Here is a 13,949-nt window from a genome sequence, read left to right as displayed (position 1 = left end):
CTTAATTCAGTATCTGGACGGCTGCGCCAGGCTGTACGCGCTGGGCACCGTCGGTGATCGCTCGCTCACCGGGATGTAAGCCGGATGAAATCTCAAACTGCTGGCCAATCTGTCCGGCAATCTTCAGCGGGCGTTTTTCGGCTTTGCTTTCTGCGTTAACCACCCAGGTAAAGAATCCCTCGCCGTTTTGCTGTACCGCCGCAGCGGGCACTGTCAGCACCGGCTGCGCGCTTGCCGGACGCAGGTAGACATTCACATTGCCGCCCGGCAGCAGCTGATGGCGCGGGTTGGCGAATTCGGCGCGCAGCATCACGCTGGCGGTACGCGGGTCGATACGATTGTCCACGGAGGTCAGTTCACCGCTCAGGCGCTGACCATTGCTGTCAATCCGCGCCTGCCAGGCGCGCTTCAGGGCGCTGATATCCGCATGTTGTCCGGCTTTGGTGGCAAACGCCCCCTCTTCCAGCGCAAAGGCGATGCGGATCGGATCAAGCTGCACGACATCCACCAGCACGCCGCTTGACGGGTTCACCAGGCTGCCGGCATGGAACTGGCTGTGCCCCACGCGGCCATCAATCGGCGATGTGATGCGCGTGTACGCCAGCGTCACGTTACGGGTTTCGAGGCGAGCTTTCGCCTGCTCCAGCGCAGCGCTGGCGACATCGCGCTGCATGCGCGCGTTATCCACGTCGTGACGGCTGATGGCATTGCTGTTGCCCAGGCTTTCAAAGCGTGAAAGCTGCTGCTGCGCCTGACGCAGCGTGGCTTCCGCGCTCTTTACCTCAGCCTGTGCCAGACGCACGGCGGCGCGTGGCTCGGCATCGTCCAGCTCAAACAGCACGTCACCTTTTTTCACGTATTGTCCGTCACGGAAATGAACCTGGGTAATCACGCCTTCCGTGCGCGCTCTTATCTCGACGGTATGAATGGCTTCAATGCGGCCAGGCACGTGCCGTTCAGCTGCGTGGGTCGTTTGCTCCACAACCGCCACGCGAACCGGAATGGCAGCAGCAAACGCGGGTTGAAAGAGGGCGAGGAGGACGAACAGGAGCGGGAATTTCATGGGGATGTACCTCTGATGTGTTTCCCTCACCCCGGCCCTCTGCCCAATGAAAGGGAGGCCAGCATCCCCTCTCCCGGCGGGAGAGGGTTAAGGTGAGGGCAAAGGGTTATGCAGCCTTACGGAACCTGCGGGTCAGTCGCTTCTCGATTTCAACAACGAAGAACATCACCGCGGCTACCGCCAGCGTGACGAACCAGTAGCGCAGAGGCAGCGCTTCCGTGCCGAAAAGCATCTGCATAAACGGCAGGTAGATGATTGCTGCCTGGAGCAGGAACAACACGCCTGTGACCAGCCAAATCCCTTTGTTCGCCAGCAGGCCACGGTTCAGGGAGAACCCTTCAGTGTTGCGGCAGTTAATCATGTATACCCACTGAGCGCAGACCAGCATCTGCAGCAGCACGGTACGGATGAACTCCGCGCTGTGGCCACGCGGTGCCAGCCAGGCTTCCAGCGCAAAGGCGGCGATGGCAATCATGGTCCCGACAAAGGCCACGCGCCATACGGCGTACGCATCCATCACGTGCTGTCCGGTCTGACGCGGCGGACGCTTCATGATGTTGCGCTCAGCGGCTTCAAAGGCCAGGCCAAAGGAGAGCGTGGCGGAGGTTGCCATGTTCATCCACAAAATCAGTACCGGCGTCAGCGGGATAATGTTTCCTGCCAGCAGCGCAATAACAATCAGTAACCCCTGCGCCAGGTTGGTCGGCATAATGAACAGAATGGTTTTCTTCAGGTTGTCGTAAACGCGACGCCCCTCTTTTACCGCGCTGGCGATGGTGGCGAAGTTATCGTCGGTCAGGACCATGTCCGCCGCCTCTTTGGTCACTTCGGTGCCTTTGATGCCCATTGCGATGCCCACGTCCGCCTGGCGCAACGCCGGAGCGTCATTCACACCGTCGCCGGTCATGCCCACGATCTCACCCTTGTCCTGCAGGGCTTTCACCAGACGCAGCTTATGCTCCGGACTGGTACGGGCGAAAATGTCATATTTCACCGCGGCGTCTGCAAGCTCAGCGTCGTCCATTTTCTCCAGCTGGTAGCCCGTCACCGCCTGCTCGCTGTTGGTGATCCCGAGCATCTGACCGATGCTCATTGCCGTCTGCGGGTGATCCCCGGTGATCATCTTCACGCGGATCCCGGCCTGCTGGCAGGCATGAATCGCATCAATCGCTTCAGGACGCGGTGGATCCATCATTGCGGCAATACCGAGGAAGATCAGCCCGTGATTCAGATCGTCATGCGTCAGCGCCTGCTCACCGTTCGCCGGTTTGAACGCCGCGGCAACCATACGCAGCCCCTGACGTGCATAGCGCTCCATCTCGGTTTCCCAGTAAGCGCGGTCGAACGCTTCAGCGCCGTTACGGGCCTGCTGCTGTTTACACAGCGCGAAAATCACGTCCGGCGCGCCGGTAATCAGGATGTGCTCCTCGTGACCAATCTGATAGTGGGTGCTCATGTACTTGTACTGCGAATCGAACGGGATCTTGTTAATCAGGGTGGTCATCACCGGCTCAAGATGCGCCTTCGCCGCCAGCACCTTCAGCGCCCCTTCGGTCGGCCCACCGGTGATGCCCCACAGACCGCGTTCGTCCTGAATCAGTTGGCTGTCATTACAGAGATCGACAGTGCGCAGGTACTGCTCCAGCACGGTGCCCGGCTGGATCTGCATCGGCTCGTCGCTGCCTTCCAGGTAAATGTTCCCCGCCGGCTCGTAGCTGTTACCGTCCACGCGGTAGCAACTGTCGGCAGTAATGATGGCTTTCACCGTCATCTCGTTCATGGTCAGGGTGCCGGTTTTATCCGAGCAGACCACGGTCATCGCCCCCAGGGTTTCAACCGTTGGCAACTTGCGGATAATCGCCCGCTTGCGTGCCATCGCCTGCACGCCAAGAGAAAGGATGATAGAAATAATGGCTGGCAGACCTTCCGGCACGGACGCGACCGCCAGGCTAATCAGAGAGAGCAGCAGCTCGCCCATGGGGATTTCGCGGAACACCAGGCTGAAGACAAACAGTGCCGCCATCATCGCCAGAATAATGGCGAAGATCGCTTTTCCCAGCTTGTCCATCTGCACCAGCAGCGGCGTACGATGCTTTTCAATACCCGCCATCATCTGGTTAATGTGGCCAAGTTCAGTCTCTTGCCCGGTGGCAATGACCACGCCAATGCCGCCCCCTGCACTCACGGTCGTACCGGAAAAGACCAGGTTAGTGCGGTCGCCCAGCGGTAATTCACCGGTCAGCGGATTAATGTGTTTATCCACCACGGTAGATTCGCCGGTCAGAATAGCCTCTTCCACGCGTAAATTATGCGCTTCGATTAAACGCATATCCGCCGGAATACGATCCCCCGCGCGTAATACAATAATATCGCCCGGGACTATTTCAGTTGTCGGTTGCGTTTCATGATTACCATTGCGAATGACGCGCGCTTCGCTGGAGAGCATATTACGAATACTCTTCAGGGATTTTTCCGCATTGCTTTCCTGAATATGGCCAATTAACGCGTTGATTACCGCCACACCGAGGATAACCAGCGTATCGACCCAGTGGCCCATAACTGCGGTTAATACCGCCGCGGCAAGCAGAACGTAAATCAGTACATCATTAAAATGGGCGAGAAAACGTAGCCAGGCGGGCTTGCCTTTTTTCTCCGGCAACGCGTTAGGGCCATACTGATGCAGACGTGCCTGCGCTTCAGCACGGTCGAGGCCGCTTGCCTGGCTCTGCTTGTTAGCAAGCACTTGCTCAACGGTCTGCTGATACGCCTGCCCACCAGCAGGTGGCATGTTCTGAGAGAGATTTTTTTTGGTCATCGTATTTTTCCTTCAATATACGGTGGACGGAAGCCTGAATTCCTTTCTGGCTTTAATAAATTCATTTTTAAGGCTTGCGGGTAAAATTGATCTACCGCAATATAATTACTGCCGGGATATTCAAAACTAATAACTATTATTCGAATACGATGATTTTTACAAAATATTTCTAAACCAACGCTAAACGAGGAGGAACCATGTTTGGTATTTATCGCGCACGCCGCCTGGCGTTATACATTGTCGCAGCCATTGTTATTGCCACGTTAATTGGATATAGCACTTATATGTTTGTAAAATTATTTGCATGACAAGGACATTTATTTACATAACGCGATAATAATTTAATCGCTTCTGAGAGATTATTCTCTTTCTGTTATTTATTCGCAGAAAAGTGCATTTGATTTAACAAAAAACGTCTGCCGGGTTTATATTGCTTTACGTTCCGCGATGCCGGACAATGACATTTTTAACTGACGATTAACATTAAGATGAAACACCCGTTAGAATCGCTGCTCACAGCGGGGGGCATTTTGTTGATGGCCCTGCTCTCCTGCCTGCTGTTACCTGCGCCGTCGCTTGGGCTGGTGCTGTCGAAAAAGCTGATGACGATCTTCCACATGGTCGATCTTAACCAGCTGTACACCATTTTGTTCTGCGTGTGGTTTTTACTGCTTGGCGCCCTCGAATTCTTCATCCTGCGTTTCGTCTGGCGTCGCTGGTTTTCACTGGCATCGTAAGTAAAAAAACCGGGTGCGGCTGCGCCTTACCCGGTCGGATTTCTGCATAACGACACGTTCAGTGTGTCCGGCTGTGGTTCTCTTTGCGGTACGCGCCAGGCGGCTGGTTGAAGGTACGGGTAAAGATACGCGTAAACGTCTGCTGCGAATCAAAGCCGTAGCGCAAACAGATATCGTAGACACGCTCGTCCGATTCACGCAGGTCACGCGCTGCCAGCAGCAGCTTGCGTTCGCGAATGTAACGCCCGAGACTTTCGCCCTTATACTGCATAAACAAACGCTGCAGATGCCATTTCGAGTAACCCGCGTGGCGGGCGATCTCTTCGATACGTAATGGCTGGTGCAGGTTGTCGTCGATCCACTCGACGATGGTGTCGATGACTTGAGCGGAAATGGTCATACTGCTCTCCCCCTCTGCTTCTCGCTTAAACATTATTCCCACCACTCACGAAAGGTTTGCGTGGTATCACTCACGTGAACAGGTTCACCCAGCTCCGGCGTCAGTAGTCGATAATTTTTATCTTTGCTGGCCTGCGCCAGCTGGATCAGCGGATCGTTCCAGGTGTGTTTCGCCAGCACAAAGCGTCCGTTATGACCGGGCACGACAGCTTTCGCGTTAAGGTCAGCCGACGCCTGCGCCGTTTCCGCCGGCATCATGTGAATGTACTTCCAGTCCCGATCGTACTGGCCGTTTTCCATGATGGCTAAATCCACCTCGCCGAACTGCTCACCGATGGCCCTGAAGTGCGGACCGTAACCGGAGTCTCCGCTGTAATAAACCTTCTGCGCCGGCGTGACGAACATAAAGCTCCCCCACAGGGTTTGATCGCGTTTAATCCCGCGTCCGGAGAAGTGACGTGCCGGCAGGACGTGCACCGTTAAGTCATCACTGATGCGCACCGACTGGTTCCAGTCGCGCTCGTCGATAATTTCCGGCTTCATGCCCCAGTAGCGCAGATGAGATCCAACGCCCAGCGGGGTAACCACACGTTTCACCTTCGGCAGTAACGCCCTGATGGTGGCGTAATCCAGATGATCGTAGTGATCGTGGGAGATGATCAGCAGGTCGATCTCCGGCATGTTCTGCGCATGCCAGGGATACTCGCCCGCAAAAGCTTTATTGAGGAACGAGAACGGCGCGGCATAGTTGCTGAGCACCGGGTCAATCAGAATACGTTTACCCGCCAGCTGCATATACCACGACGAGTGACCGAGCCAGACCAGCGTGTCCTGCTCCAGCGGCAGACTGGCGAGATCGGTTTTCACCAGCGGCAGCGGCTGCGCGGGACGGGCATTTTCGGTTTTGCGGGTCAGAAATTGCCACCACGCCACCAGCATATTTTGCTCGCCGGTGAAGCCCGGTGTCGGCAACGTATTGTGGAACTTCCCGTCGCGATACTGCGGGGAGGCCTCCACTTCGGTAAGCTGCGCACCCTGCGGTGGCTGGCCAAATCCAGGATTCAGGACAAAAGGTAAACTCGCAGCTGAAGCAATAATCATGACGAACACCACGCAGATGAATAGAGGCTTTTTCATATCCTGACCCGAAAACGCGCCCCATCCGATGGTTTACGCGGGTTGAACTTGATTATGAGTGAGTAAGCACTCATTATAGATATGATGATAAAGTCGTCAAGACGTTTTCGATCTTTGACATTGCGCGTTGCAGCCTGTCAAAGCACGTGTTTCAATCAAGGTTTTTACAATTGACAGGAGGAACAATTTAGTGGCACGTCCGAAGAGTGAAGATAAAAAACAGGCCTTACTGGACGCAGCAACCGCTGCATTTGCACAGTCAGGTATTGCCGCCTCAACGGCCTTAATTGCCCGGAACGCGGGCGTCGCTGAAGGCACACTGTTCCGCTACTTTGCTACCAAAGACGATCTGCTGAATGCCCTCTATCTGCACCTGAAGCAGGATCTCTGCCAGACGATGCTGGCTGAGCTTGATCGCACGCTCACCCTTCCCAAAGAACATACCCGCAATATCTGGAACAGCTACGTGGACTGGGGCATCCGTAATCCTGTCGCTCACGCCGCCATTCGCCAGCTTGGGGTCAGCGAGAAGATCAGCGCCGAAACGGAGCAGGCCGTGCAGGAGATGTTCCCGGAACTGCATGAACTGTGCCGTCGTGCAGTGCGGCCGGTATTTATGTCCGATGAGTTTCGTACCTTTGGTGATGCCATGTTCTTATCGCTTGCCGAAACCACCATGGAATTTGCCACCCGCGATCCGTCCCGCGCCGTCGATTTTAAAGCGCTGGGCTTTGAAGCCATGTGGCGTGGACTCGCCTCCGAGGATATTGATGGACAGTAAATCGCTGCAGGAACACGCCAAACGCGTGGCGCTGGAACTGCCGTTCACCGAACACTGCTGGCCGTTCGGGCCGGAATTTGATGTGTTTAAAGTGGGTGGCAAGATTTTCATGATTGTTGCGGTTGCTCACGGGCGACCGCATGTCAGCCTGAAATCCGAGCCGGAAAAATCCCTGTTAAACCAGCAGATCTACCGCGGCGTTGAGCCGGGGTATCATCTCAATAAAAAGCACTGGATTTCACTCTACGGCACCGACGATGTTACGCCGGAACTGGTGGCCGATCTCATCAACGATTCCTGGAATCTGGTCGTCGATAAGCTGCCGAAAAAAGACCAGAAATGGATCAGGCCGCGCTGATTGTTCGTCTGAGACGAACAGATTAAGCGCTCAAAATGCACTTATCTTTTCCCGCTTCGCACGGTAATCTGCACTCCTTTTCGCGCCCGCACGCGGGCGAATTTTATCACCAGGAGTTGTTATGGATATCATTTCCGTTGCCCTGAAACGCCACTCCACCAAGGCGTTTGACCCAAGCAAGAAACTGACCGCTGAAGAAGCGGAGAAGATCAAAACCCTGCTGCAGTACAGCCCGTCCAGCACGAACTCCCAGCCGTGGCATTTTATTATTGCCAGCACTGAGGAAGGTAAAGCGCGCGTGGCCAAATCTGCGGCAGGCACTTACGTGTTCAACGAACGCAAAATGATGGACGCCTCTCATGTGGTGGTGTTCTGCGCGAAAACCGCCATGGACGATGCATGGCTTGAGCGCGTCGTGGATCAGGAAGAGGCCGACGGTCGCTTCAACACCCCAGAAGCAAAAGCGGCGAATCACAAAGGTCGCTGCTACTTCGCCGACATGCACCGCGTGGATCTGAAAGATGACGACCAGTGGATGGCGAAACAGGTTTACCTCAACGTCGGTAACTTCCTGTTAGGCGTGGCCGCGCTGGGCCTGGATGCCGTACCCATTGAAGGTTTTGACGCCGCCATTCTCGACGAAGAGTTTGGCCTGAAAGAGAAAGGCTTCACCAGCCTGGTGGTGGTCCCGGTTGGACACCACAGCGTGGAAGATTTCAACGCCACGCTGCCAAAATCTCGCCTGCCGCTGAGCACGATTGTGACCGAGTGCTAAGACAAACGGGCCGCAACTGCGGCCCGTTTTCAATCACGCGTCATCTGCCTGGTTTCGCCATTGAGTCAGCATCTCGCGCAGACGGCGTTTTCTGCGTCTTCCCGATAAACACGCGCAAAACTTACTTCTCCGCACGCCCGGCATGCCAGATCCGCTCCGCATACCGCCCTATCACCGCCAGCGACGCCGCCAGAATCAGGAAGAACACCACCTTGTTCATCCCATCCCAGAAGTATTCGAAGTAGCGGGTATAGAGGTTAATGGCGAGGAACGTCAGGCCAAACCCGCGCAGCATGCCGTCGTCAGTTTTCAGACTGACGTAAATACAAAGAACCGCCGCCACCGCAAACAGCAGCGCCCACGGCAGCAACGAGGCCTGGGTCACGCTGTACCAGTTATCGATATCGTAATTACCAAATATCGACATGATCCACAGGGCGACAAAGAGATACGTCAGCCCCATCGCTTTACTGGTGGTGTAGAGATGACGGGACTGCAGCACAGCGCGCAGGATCCAGCACAGGGCCAGCAGCGCGCCGCCGAAAAAGATAAAGCGCACCGGATAGTTCATCCCCAGCCAGTAAGCGCCCCAGCCGGACATATAGCCCGTCTCCGCGCCAAACCAGTTGCCAAGCGAGAGCAAGAAGAACAGCCAGACCAGCCCGGAGCGGCCGAAAAAGCCTACCAGGCCATAGACGGCACAGCCGGCCAGGAACAGTGGCGCGATGTGGCCGCTGCCGTTATCCAGCCGTTCACCCAGCTGCCAGAGCGCGATGGCGGTAAACAAGACTCCGAGGAACAAAATCGCTTCGGTACTGTAATGCCACTGCGTCTCCCGCCGCTGGCGGCTGAAGCCCCACAAATAAAACAGCACGGCCAGCAGTGCCGGCAGCCCGATGCGGGCAAGGGAGGAAAAAGCGAAGAATTCGATAATGCGCGCCATCAGTTCGCTGTCCGAGAACAGGCTGCCGATGGCGATAATGACGCAGGCGAGTGCCGTCCAGAAGGCATAGCGGCTCAGCCGCTGCCAGTCCATGGTCACGCGTTGAAGCGTACCGGCCAGCCGCTGATGGTCGTCAGCGGTTAATGTGCCTTCCTGTTGCCACTCGTTGAGTGCGCGGCGTAGCAGCCGCTCCTGTTTGCCGGTAACCTTCATTTTGCCTGCTCCGTCAGCCATTCCATTGCTCTCTCCCCGGCTTCATCCACTGGCAGATACACCAGCAACCGGGAACCGTTTCGTGGAGCAGAGTACCAGTACATCTGCTGCAGGGTAAATTCCCCAAGCTCAGGATGGGTAAACAACTTGAGTTGGTTTTCCACACCGCGCACGTCATTGCGCTGATGCCACAGATTTTTAAACTCCTCAGACACCGCAAAGAAGCGCGCCAGTTTGGCTTCCCACAGCGGGTCACCCCGGTGCTCGGCCATCGCCGCCCGGAAATAAGAGACAAAGACGGGCAGCACATCGTCACGTCTGCCGAGACGGGCGCGCCATGCCGGGTGGGTGAGGAACAGATAAATACAGTTGCGGTCTTCCGGGGGGATCGCATTGAAATCGACACCCATCAGATGACCAAAGCTGTCGTTCCAGGCCACGATGTCGAAATTGGGTTTCTGAATGCTGGCCGGTTTCGGCATCAACGTATCAAGCAGGCGGCGCGTGCCTTCGCTGATCCCTTCACAGCAGGTGGCCTGCGGTGCTTCACCCGGCGGTAGCCCGGCCAGCACAAAAAGATGGCGCGCTTCGGTCGGGGTACATTGCAGCGCTTTTGCCACGGCGGCCATCACCGCGCTGGACGGATTGACGTCCCTGCCCTGCTCAAGCCAGGTGTACCAGGTCACCCCGACGTCCGCCAGCAGGGCCACCTCTTCACGGCGCAGCCCGGGCGTGCGGCGTCGACCGCTGCGCGGCAGGCCGAGCCGCTGCGGATCGAGGCTTTCGCGTCGGGCGCGTAAAAACGCACCAAGTTGTTTTCGGGTGTCATCCTTGAGCGAGACGACGGGTTCAGACATCAGCGCCATAAATCCCCCTGCATGGTAGTGCCAGTACCAGTATAAGCAAGAACTGGTACCCGTTTATCAGATCGTTGATGCTACGACCATCTGTTGAATGACGCAATGGAGTTACCATGAATACGTCAGTCGTTTCACCGGGCCGCGCAGGCCTGATATTGCTGTTAACCGGCCAGATGCTGCCGCTGATTGATACCTCAATCACCAACGTGGCGCTGGATGCTATCACCCATTCGCTGCACGCTACGGCCACCGAGCTGGAATTAATTGTGGCCCTTTACGGTGTGGCCTTTGCCGTCTGCCTTGCCCTCGGCAGCAAGCTGGGGGATAACCTTGGCCGCCGTCGTCTTTTCATGTGGGGCGTGGCGAGCTTTGGCCTGGCCTCGCTGCTGTGCGGAATGGCAGGCAACATTGAACAACTGCTGGGCGCCCGTATTCTTCAGGGGGCTGGCGCGGCGCTGATCATGCCGCAAATTCTCGCCACCCTGCACGTAACGCTGAAAGGCACGGCCCACGCGAAGGCCATCAGCCTCTTTGGCGGCATCGGCGGCATCGCGTTTATCGTCGGCCAGATGGGCGGAGGCTGGCTGGTATCGGCGGACATTGCCGGCCTCGGCTGGCGTAACGCCTTCTTTATCAACGTGCCAATTTGTCTGGTGGTGCTGGCCATGAGCCGCCGCTACGTGCCGGAAACCCGCCGCGACACGCCATCAAGCATTGACTGGACGGGCACCGTCCTGCTGGCGATCATCCTCTGCTGCCTGCTGTTCCCGATGGCGCTTGGCCCGCAGTGGCACTGGTCCTGGCCGCTCAAGGTCGCGCTTATCGCCATTATTCCGCTTGCCGGGTTGATGGCCCTCAACGCCCGCAAAAAAGAGCGGGACGATGCACATCCGCTGATCCCGCCGCGCCTGCTGCAGTTGCGCAGTATCCGCTTTGGCGTGCTGATTGCGTTGCTCTTTTTTAGCGTCTGGTCCGGCTTTATGTTCTGCATGGCGTTAACCATGCAAACCGGTCTGGGGATGGCGCCGTGGCAGTCTGGCAACAGTTTTATCGCCCTGGGTGTCACCTACTTTATTTCAGCGTGGTTTGCCCCGCGTCTGATTGCCCGCTACAGCACCAGTACCATTCTGCTGACCGGTCTGGCGATCCAGATAGCGGGCCTGCTGGCGCTGATTGTCACCTTCCGCCTCTGGGGAATGCACAATACCGCGCTGACGCTGGCACCCGCGACCGGGCTGGTCGGCTACGGTCAGGCGCTGATCGTGAACAGTTTTTATCGTATTGGCATGCGCGATATTCAGCCTGATGACGCCGGGGCGGCGAGCGCCATTTTGAGCACGCTGCAGCAGGCGGCGCTTGGACTCGGCCCGGCCATCTTTGGCGCGATTTTGCTGCACGGTCTGCAAAATCATCACGGAGATTACACCCAGGCGATCACCCTCTTCCTCGCGGTGGAAACTGGCCTGATGGTGATCCTCGCGCTGGCGACGCTGCGGGTTCGCCATCACCTGTGCCTGCCGGTGGTGACGACCTGCCACGCCGTCAAATAACCCTGACGGATTTGCATAATAGATCCGCAGCCGCCATTATGGGGCTGCATCAATACAGGAGACGTTATGCAGGAATTAATTGCTCAGGTTGAAGAGTTAGGCATTGAAATTAATCACACCACCTCTTTAGTAATTATCTTTGGTATTATTTTTCTTACCGCACTCATCGTTCATTTTATTCTGCACAAAGTGGTCCTGCGGGCCTTTGAGAAACGCGCGCAGGCCAGCAGCCATTTATGGTTGCAAATCATTACCCAGAACAAGTTATTTCACCGTGTCGCCTTTACCCTGCAGGGGATTATTGTCAACGTTCAGGCGGTACTGTGGCTGCAAAAAGGCAGCGAAGCCGCGGAAATGCTCACCACCTGCGCAAAGTTGTGGGTGATGGTGTATGCCCTGCTCTCGTTCTTCTCGCTGCTGGACGTCATTTTCAATCTTTCGCAAAAGATGGCGACAGCCTCGCAGCTCCCGCTGAAGGGCATCTTCCAGGGGATAAAACTGGTGAGCGCTATTCTGGTGGGGATTTTAATTATCTCGCTGCTGATTGGTCAGTCGCCAGCCATTCTGATTAGCGGCCTGGGCGCCATGGCTGCAGTGTTAATGCTGGTGTTTAAAGACCCGATCCTCGGGCTTGTCGCCGGGATCCAGCTCTCCGCCAATGACATGCTTAAACTCGGTGACTGGCTGGAGATGCCAAAATACGGAGCCAACGGCACGGTCACAGACATCGGCCTGACCACCGTGAAGGTGCGCAACTTCGACAATACCATCACCACCATTCCGACCTGGGCGCTGGTCTCTGATGCCTTTATCAACTGGAGCGGCATGTCGGCCTCCGGCGGGCGACGCATCAAGCGTAGCCTGAATATAGACACCACCAGCATCCACTTCCTCGACGAGCAGGAGCAACAGCAGCTGATTCAGGCGAAGCTGCTTAAGCCGTACATGGCGGCGCGTCATGAAGAAATTACGCTCTGGAATCAGGAAAACGGTGAAGGCGAATCGGTGCTGAACCTGCGCAAAATGACCAATATTGGAACCTTCCGCGCCTATTTAAATGAATATCTGCGTAATCACCCGCGGATCCGTAAAGATATGACGCTGATGGTTCGCCAGTTAGCGCCAGAAGCTAACGGGCTGCCAGTTGAAATATACGCGTTCACTAACACAGTCGTCTGGGCGGAATATGAGGCGATTCAGGCCGATATTTTCGACCATATATTCGCCGTGGTGGATGAATTTGGTCTGCGTATTCATCAGTCTCCGACCGGAAACGATATTCGCTCGCTGGCTGGCGTAATAGCGAAATAATCAGGCGCTGGCGCGGGAGATAAAGCGCCAGTCCATCATCACTCTTTCCGTGGGCGCATCCGGGTTATCGATTTTATTCAACAACAAATCGACCGCCTTGCGCCCAATATCCCGCGACGGCTGTTCGATGGTGGTGAGCGAAATCATCTCCGCCAGTTCCGTACCGTCAAACCCGACTACCGCAATGTCTTCCGGCACGCGTAATCCCGCCTGCTGGATCGCATGCAATGCGCCTGCCGCCAGGGTATCGGAAACGGCAAAGACCGCGTCCGGCGGGTTTTCCTTCAGCAGATTTTGCATCGCCGCCATTCCGGCACTGAAGCTGAGATCGCTGGCGTATTCCACTGCCTGGTAAGCCAGATCTTTCAGGTGGATAACGCTCTTATAGCCACGCTCGCGCAGGCGGGCATATTTATAACTCAGGTCGTGGTTAATCATCGCGATCCGCCCGCGCCCGCCGTCGGCAAGCTGGCTGACCGCATGCTGCGAGGCGTCCACATCGTTAATCCCGACGCAGGAGACCGCACCGGCATCGGCGTATTCGGCACACTGCACCCACGGCGCAGCGCCAATCAGGGCGGCCAGCTCAGGAAGCTTTGAGAAGGCATCCATGGTGATAATGCCGTCGACAATTTTACCGGACAGCAAACTCAGCCCCGAACGCGAGCGTTCAATGTCAGAGCCGGAATTGCACAGCAGAATGCGGTAGCCGTTCTTTTCGGCTTCCTCTTCAATGCCTTTCACCACTTCGGCGCAGAACGGGTTAGCGATGTTCGACACCATTACCAGAATCATATAGCTGCGGGCAGTTCGCAGCTGGCGCGCCAGCAGGTTGGGCTGGTAATTACTCTCTTTGATCGCCTGCAGGACGCGTTCGCGGTTTTTCGCTTTCACGGTATCGCTGTTGTTAAGCACGCGAGAGACCGTTGCCACGGACACCCCGGCAAGCTGAGCGATTTTCTGAATGGACATAGCGACGGCATTTCCTGCGGTTAACGTTTTATGCA

13 protein-coding genes are annotated in these 13,949 nt (G+C 56.3%); 6 read left to right on the top strand and 7 right to left on the bottom strand.

From position 1 onward, the window contains the following. Position 1 precedes the first annotated feature (1 nt). The gene (locus L462_RS22020; protein WP_032677589.1) at positions 2–1,063 is read right to left on the bottom strand and encodes an efflux RND transporter periplasmic adaptor subunit; all 1,062 of its coding nucleotides are present in this window, start codon (positions 1,061–1,063) and stop codon (positions 2–4) included. A gap of 106 nt (positions 1,064–1,169) precedes the next feature. After that, positions 1,170–3,878: a cation-transporting P-type ATPase gene (locus tag L462_RS22025; RefSeq protein WP_032677588.1), complete on the bottom strand. Its 2,709-nt coding sequence runs from the start codon at positions 3,876–3,878 to the stop codon at positions 1,170–1,172. A 488-nt stretch (positions 3,879–4,366) separates the two neighbouring features. Between L462_RS22025 and L462_RS22030 the strand changes: the two genes are divergently transcribed. After that, on the top strand, positions 4,367–4,615 hold the full coding sequence (locus L462_RS22030; protein ID WP_032677587.1) for a DUF1158 domain-containing protein: 249 nt from the start codon (positions 4,367–4,369) through the stop codon (positions 4,613–4,615). A gap of 58 nt (positions 4,616–4,673) precedes the next feature. On the opposite strand, the gene L462_RS22035 is transcribed toward L462_RS22030, so the two are convergent. Together L462_RS22035 and L462_RS22040 are read right to left on the bottom strand one after the other, a co-directional pair. After that, complete coding sequence (locus L462_RS22035; protein WP_020885132.1) at positions 4,674–5,015, bottom strand: RamA family antibiotic efflux transcriptional regulator; 342 nt, start codon at positions 5,013–5,015, stop codon at positions 4,674–4,676. Positions 5,016–5,047: 32 nt separating this feature from the next. Continuing rightward, on the bottom strand, positions 5,048–6,151 hold the full coding sequence (locus tag L462_RS22040) for an MBL fold metallo-hydrolase (RefSeq protein WP_020885133.1): 1,104 nt from the start codon (positions 6,149–6,151) through the stop codon (positions 5,048–5,050). Between the two features lie 190 nt (positions 6,152–6,341). Between L462_RS22040 and L462_RS22045 the strand changes: the two genes are divergently transcribed. From L462_RS22045 to nfsB, 3 genes are all read left to right on the top strand, one after another. Continuing rightward, a complete protein-coding gene (locus L462_RS22045) occupies positions 6,342–6,932 on the top strand; it encodes a TetR/AcrR family transcriptional regulator (RefSeq protein WP_020885134.1) in 591 nt (196 codons plus the stop codon). Further along, positions 6,922–7,290 (top strand): MmcQ/YjbR family DNA-binding protein, encoded by a 369-nt coding sequence (locus L462_RS22050; RefSeq protein ID WP_032677586.1) that lies wholly within the window; start codon positions 6,922–6,924, stop codon positions 7,288–7,290. The genes L462_RS22045 and L462_RS22050 overlap by 11 nt, the downstream gene beginning before the upstream one ends. A gap of 121 nt (positions 7,291–7,411) precedes the next feature. After that, the gene (gene nfsB / locus L462_RS22055; RefSeq protein ID WP_032677585.1) at positions 7,412–8,065 is read left to right on the top strand and encodes an oxygen-insensitive NAD(P)H nitroreductase; all 654 of its coding nucleotides are present in this window, start codon (positions 7,412–7,414) and stop codon (positions 8,063–8,065) included. Positions 8,066–8,186: 121 nt separating this feature from the next. Here nfsB and L462_RS22060 read toward each other — a convergent pair whose 3' ends face one another. Then, positions 8,187–9,221 carry a hypothetical protein gene (locus L462_RS22060; RefSeq protein ID WP_032677584.1) on the bottom strand — a complete coding sequence of 345 codons (1,035 nt, stop codon included), beginning with the start codon at positions 9,219–9,221 and terminating at the stop codon, positions 8,187–8,189. Beyond that, complete coding sequence (locus L462_RS22065) at positions 9,218–10,087, bottom strand: helix-turn-helix transcriptional regulator (RefSeq protein ID WP_014168966.1); 870 nt, start codon at positions 10,085–10,087, stop codon at positions 9,218–9,220. Before L462_RS22065 ends, L462_RS22060 begins: the two co-directional genes overlap by 4 nt. 107 nt (positions 10,088–10,194) lie before the next feature. On the opposite strand from L462_RS22065, the gene L462_RS22070 reads away from it, so the two are divergent. Next, positions 10,195–11,631 (top strand): MFS transporter, encoded by a 1,437-nt coding sequence (locus L462_RS22070; protein ID WP_032677583.1) that lies wholly within the window; start codon positions 10,195–10,197, stop codon positions 11,629–11,631. A 66-nt stretch (positions 11,632–11,697) separates the two neighbouring features. Beyond that, positions 11,698–12,942, top strand: a complete 1,245-nt coding sequence (locus tag L462_RS22075) for a mechanosensitive ion channel family protein (RefSeq protein WP_032677582.1) — start codon at positions 11,698–11,700, stop codon at positions 12,940–12,942. Here the strand turns inward: L462_RS22075 and L462_RS22080 are convergent, their stop codons facing one another. Continuing rightward, a complete protein-coding gene (locus L462_RS22080; protein ID WP_032677581.1) occupies positions 12,943–13,914 on the bottom strand; it encodes a LacI family DNA-binding transcriptional regulator in 972 nt (323 codons plus the stop codon). It lies immediately after the preceding gene. Positions 13,915–13,949 lie beyond the last annotated feature (35 nt).

The sequence above is a fragment of the Enterobacter sp. BIDMC 26 genome (assembly GCF_000534435.1).
Classification (GTDB): domain Bacteria; phylum Pseudomonadota; class Gammaproteobacteria; order Enterobacterales; family Enterobacteriaceae; genus Enterobacter; species Enterobacter ludwigii.
Note: the sequence above shows the minus strand (reverse complement) of the source record. Positions and strands in the feature narration are given on the sequence as shown.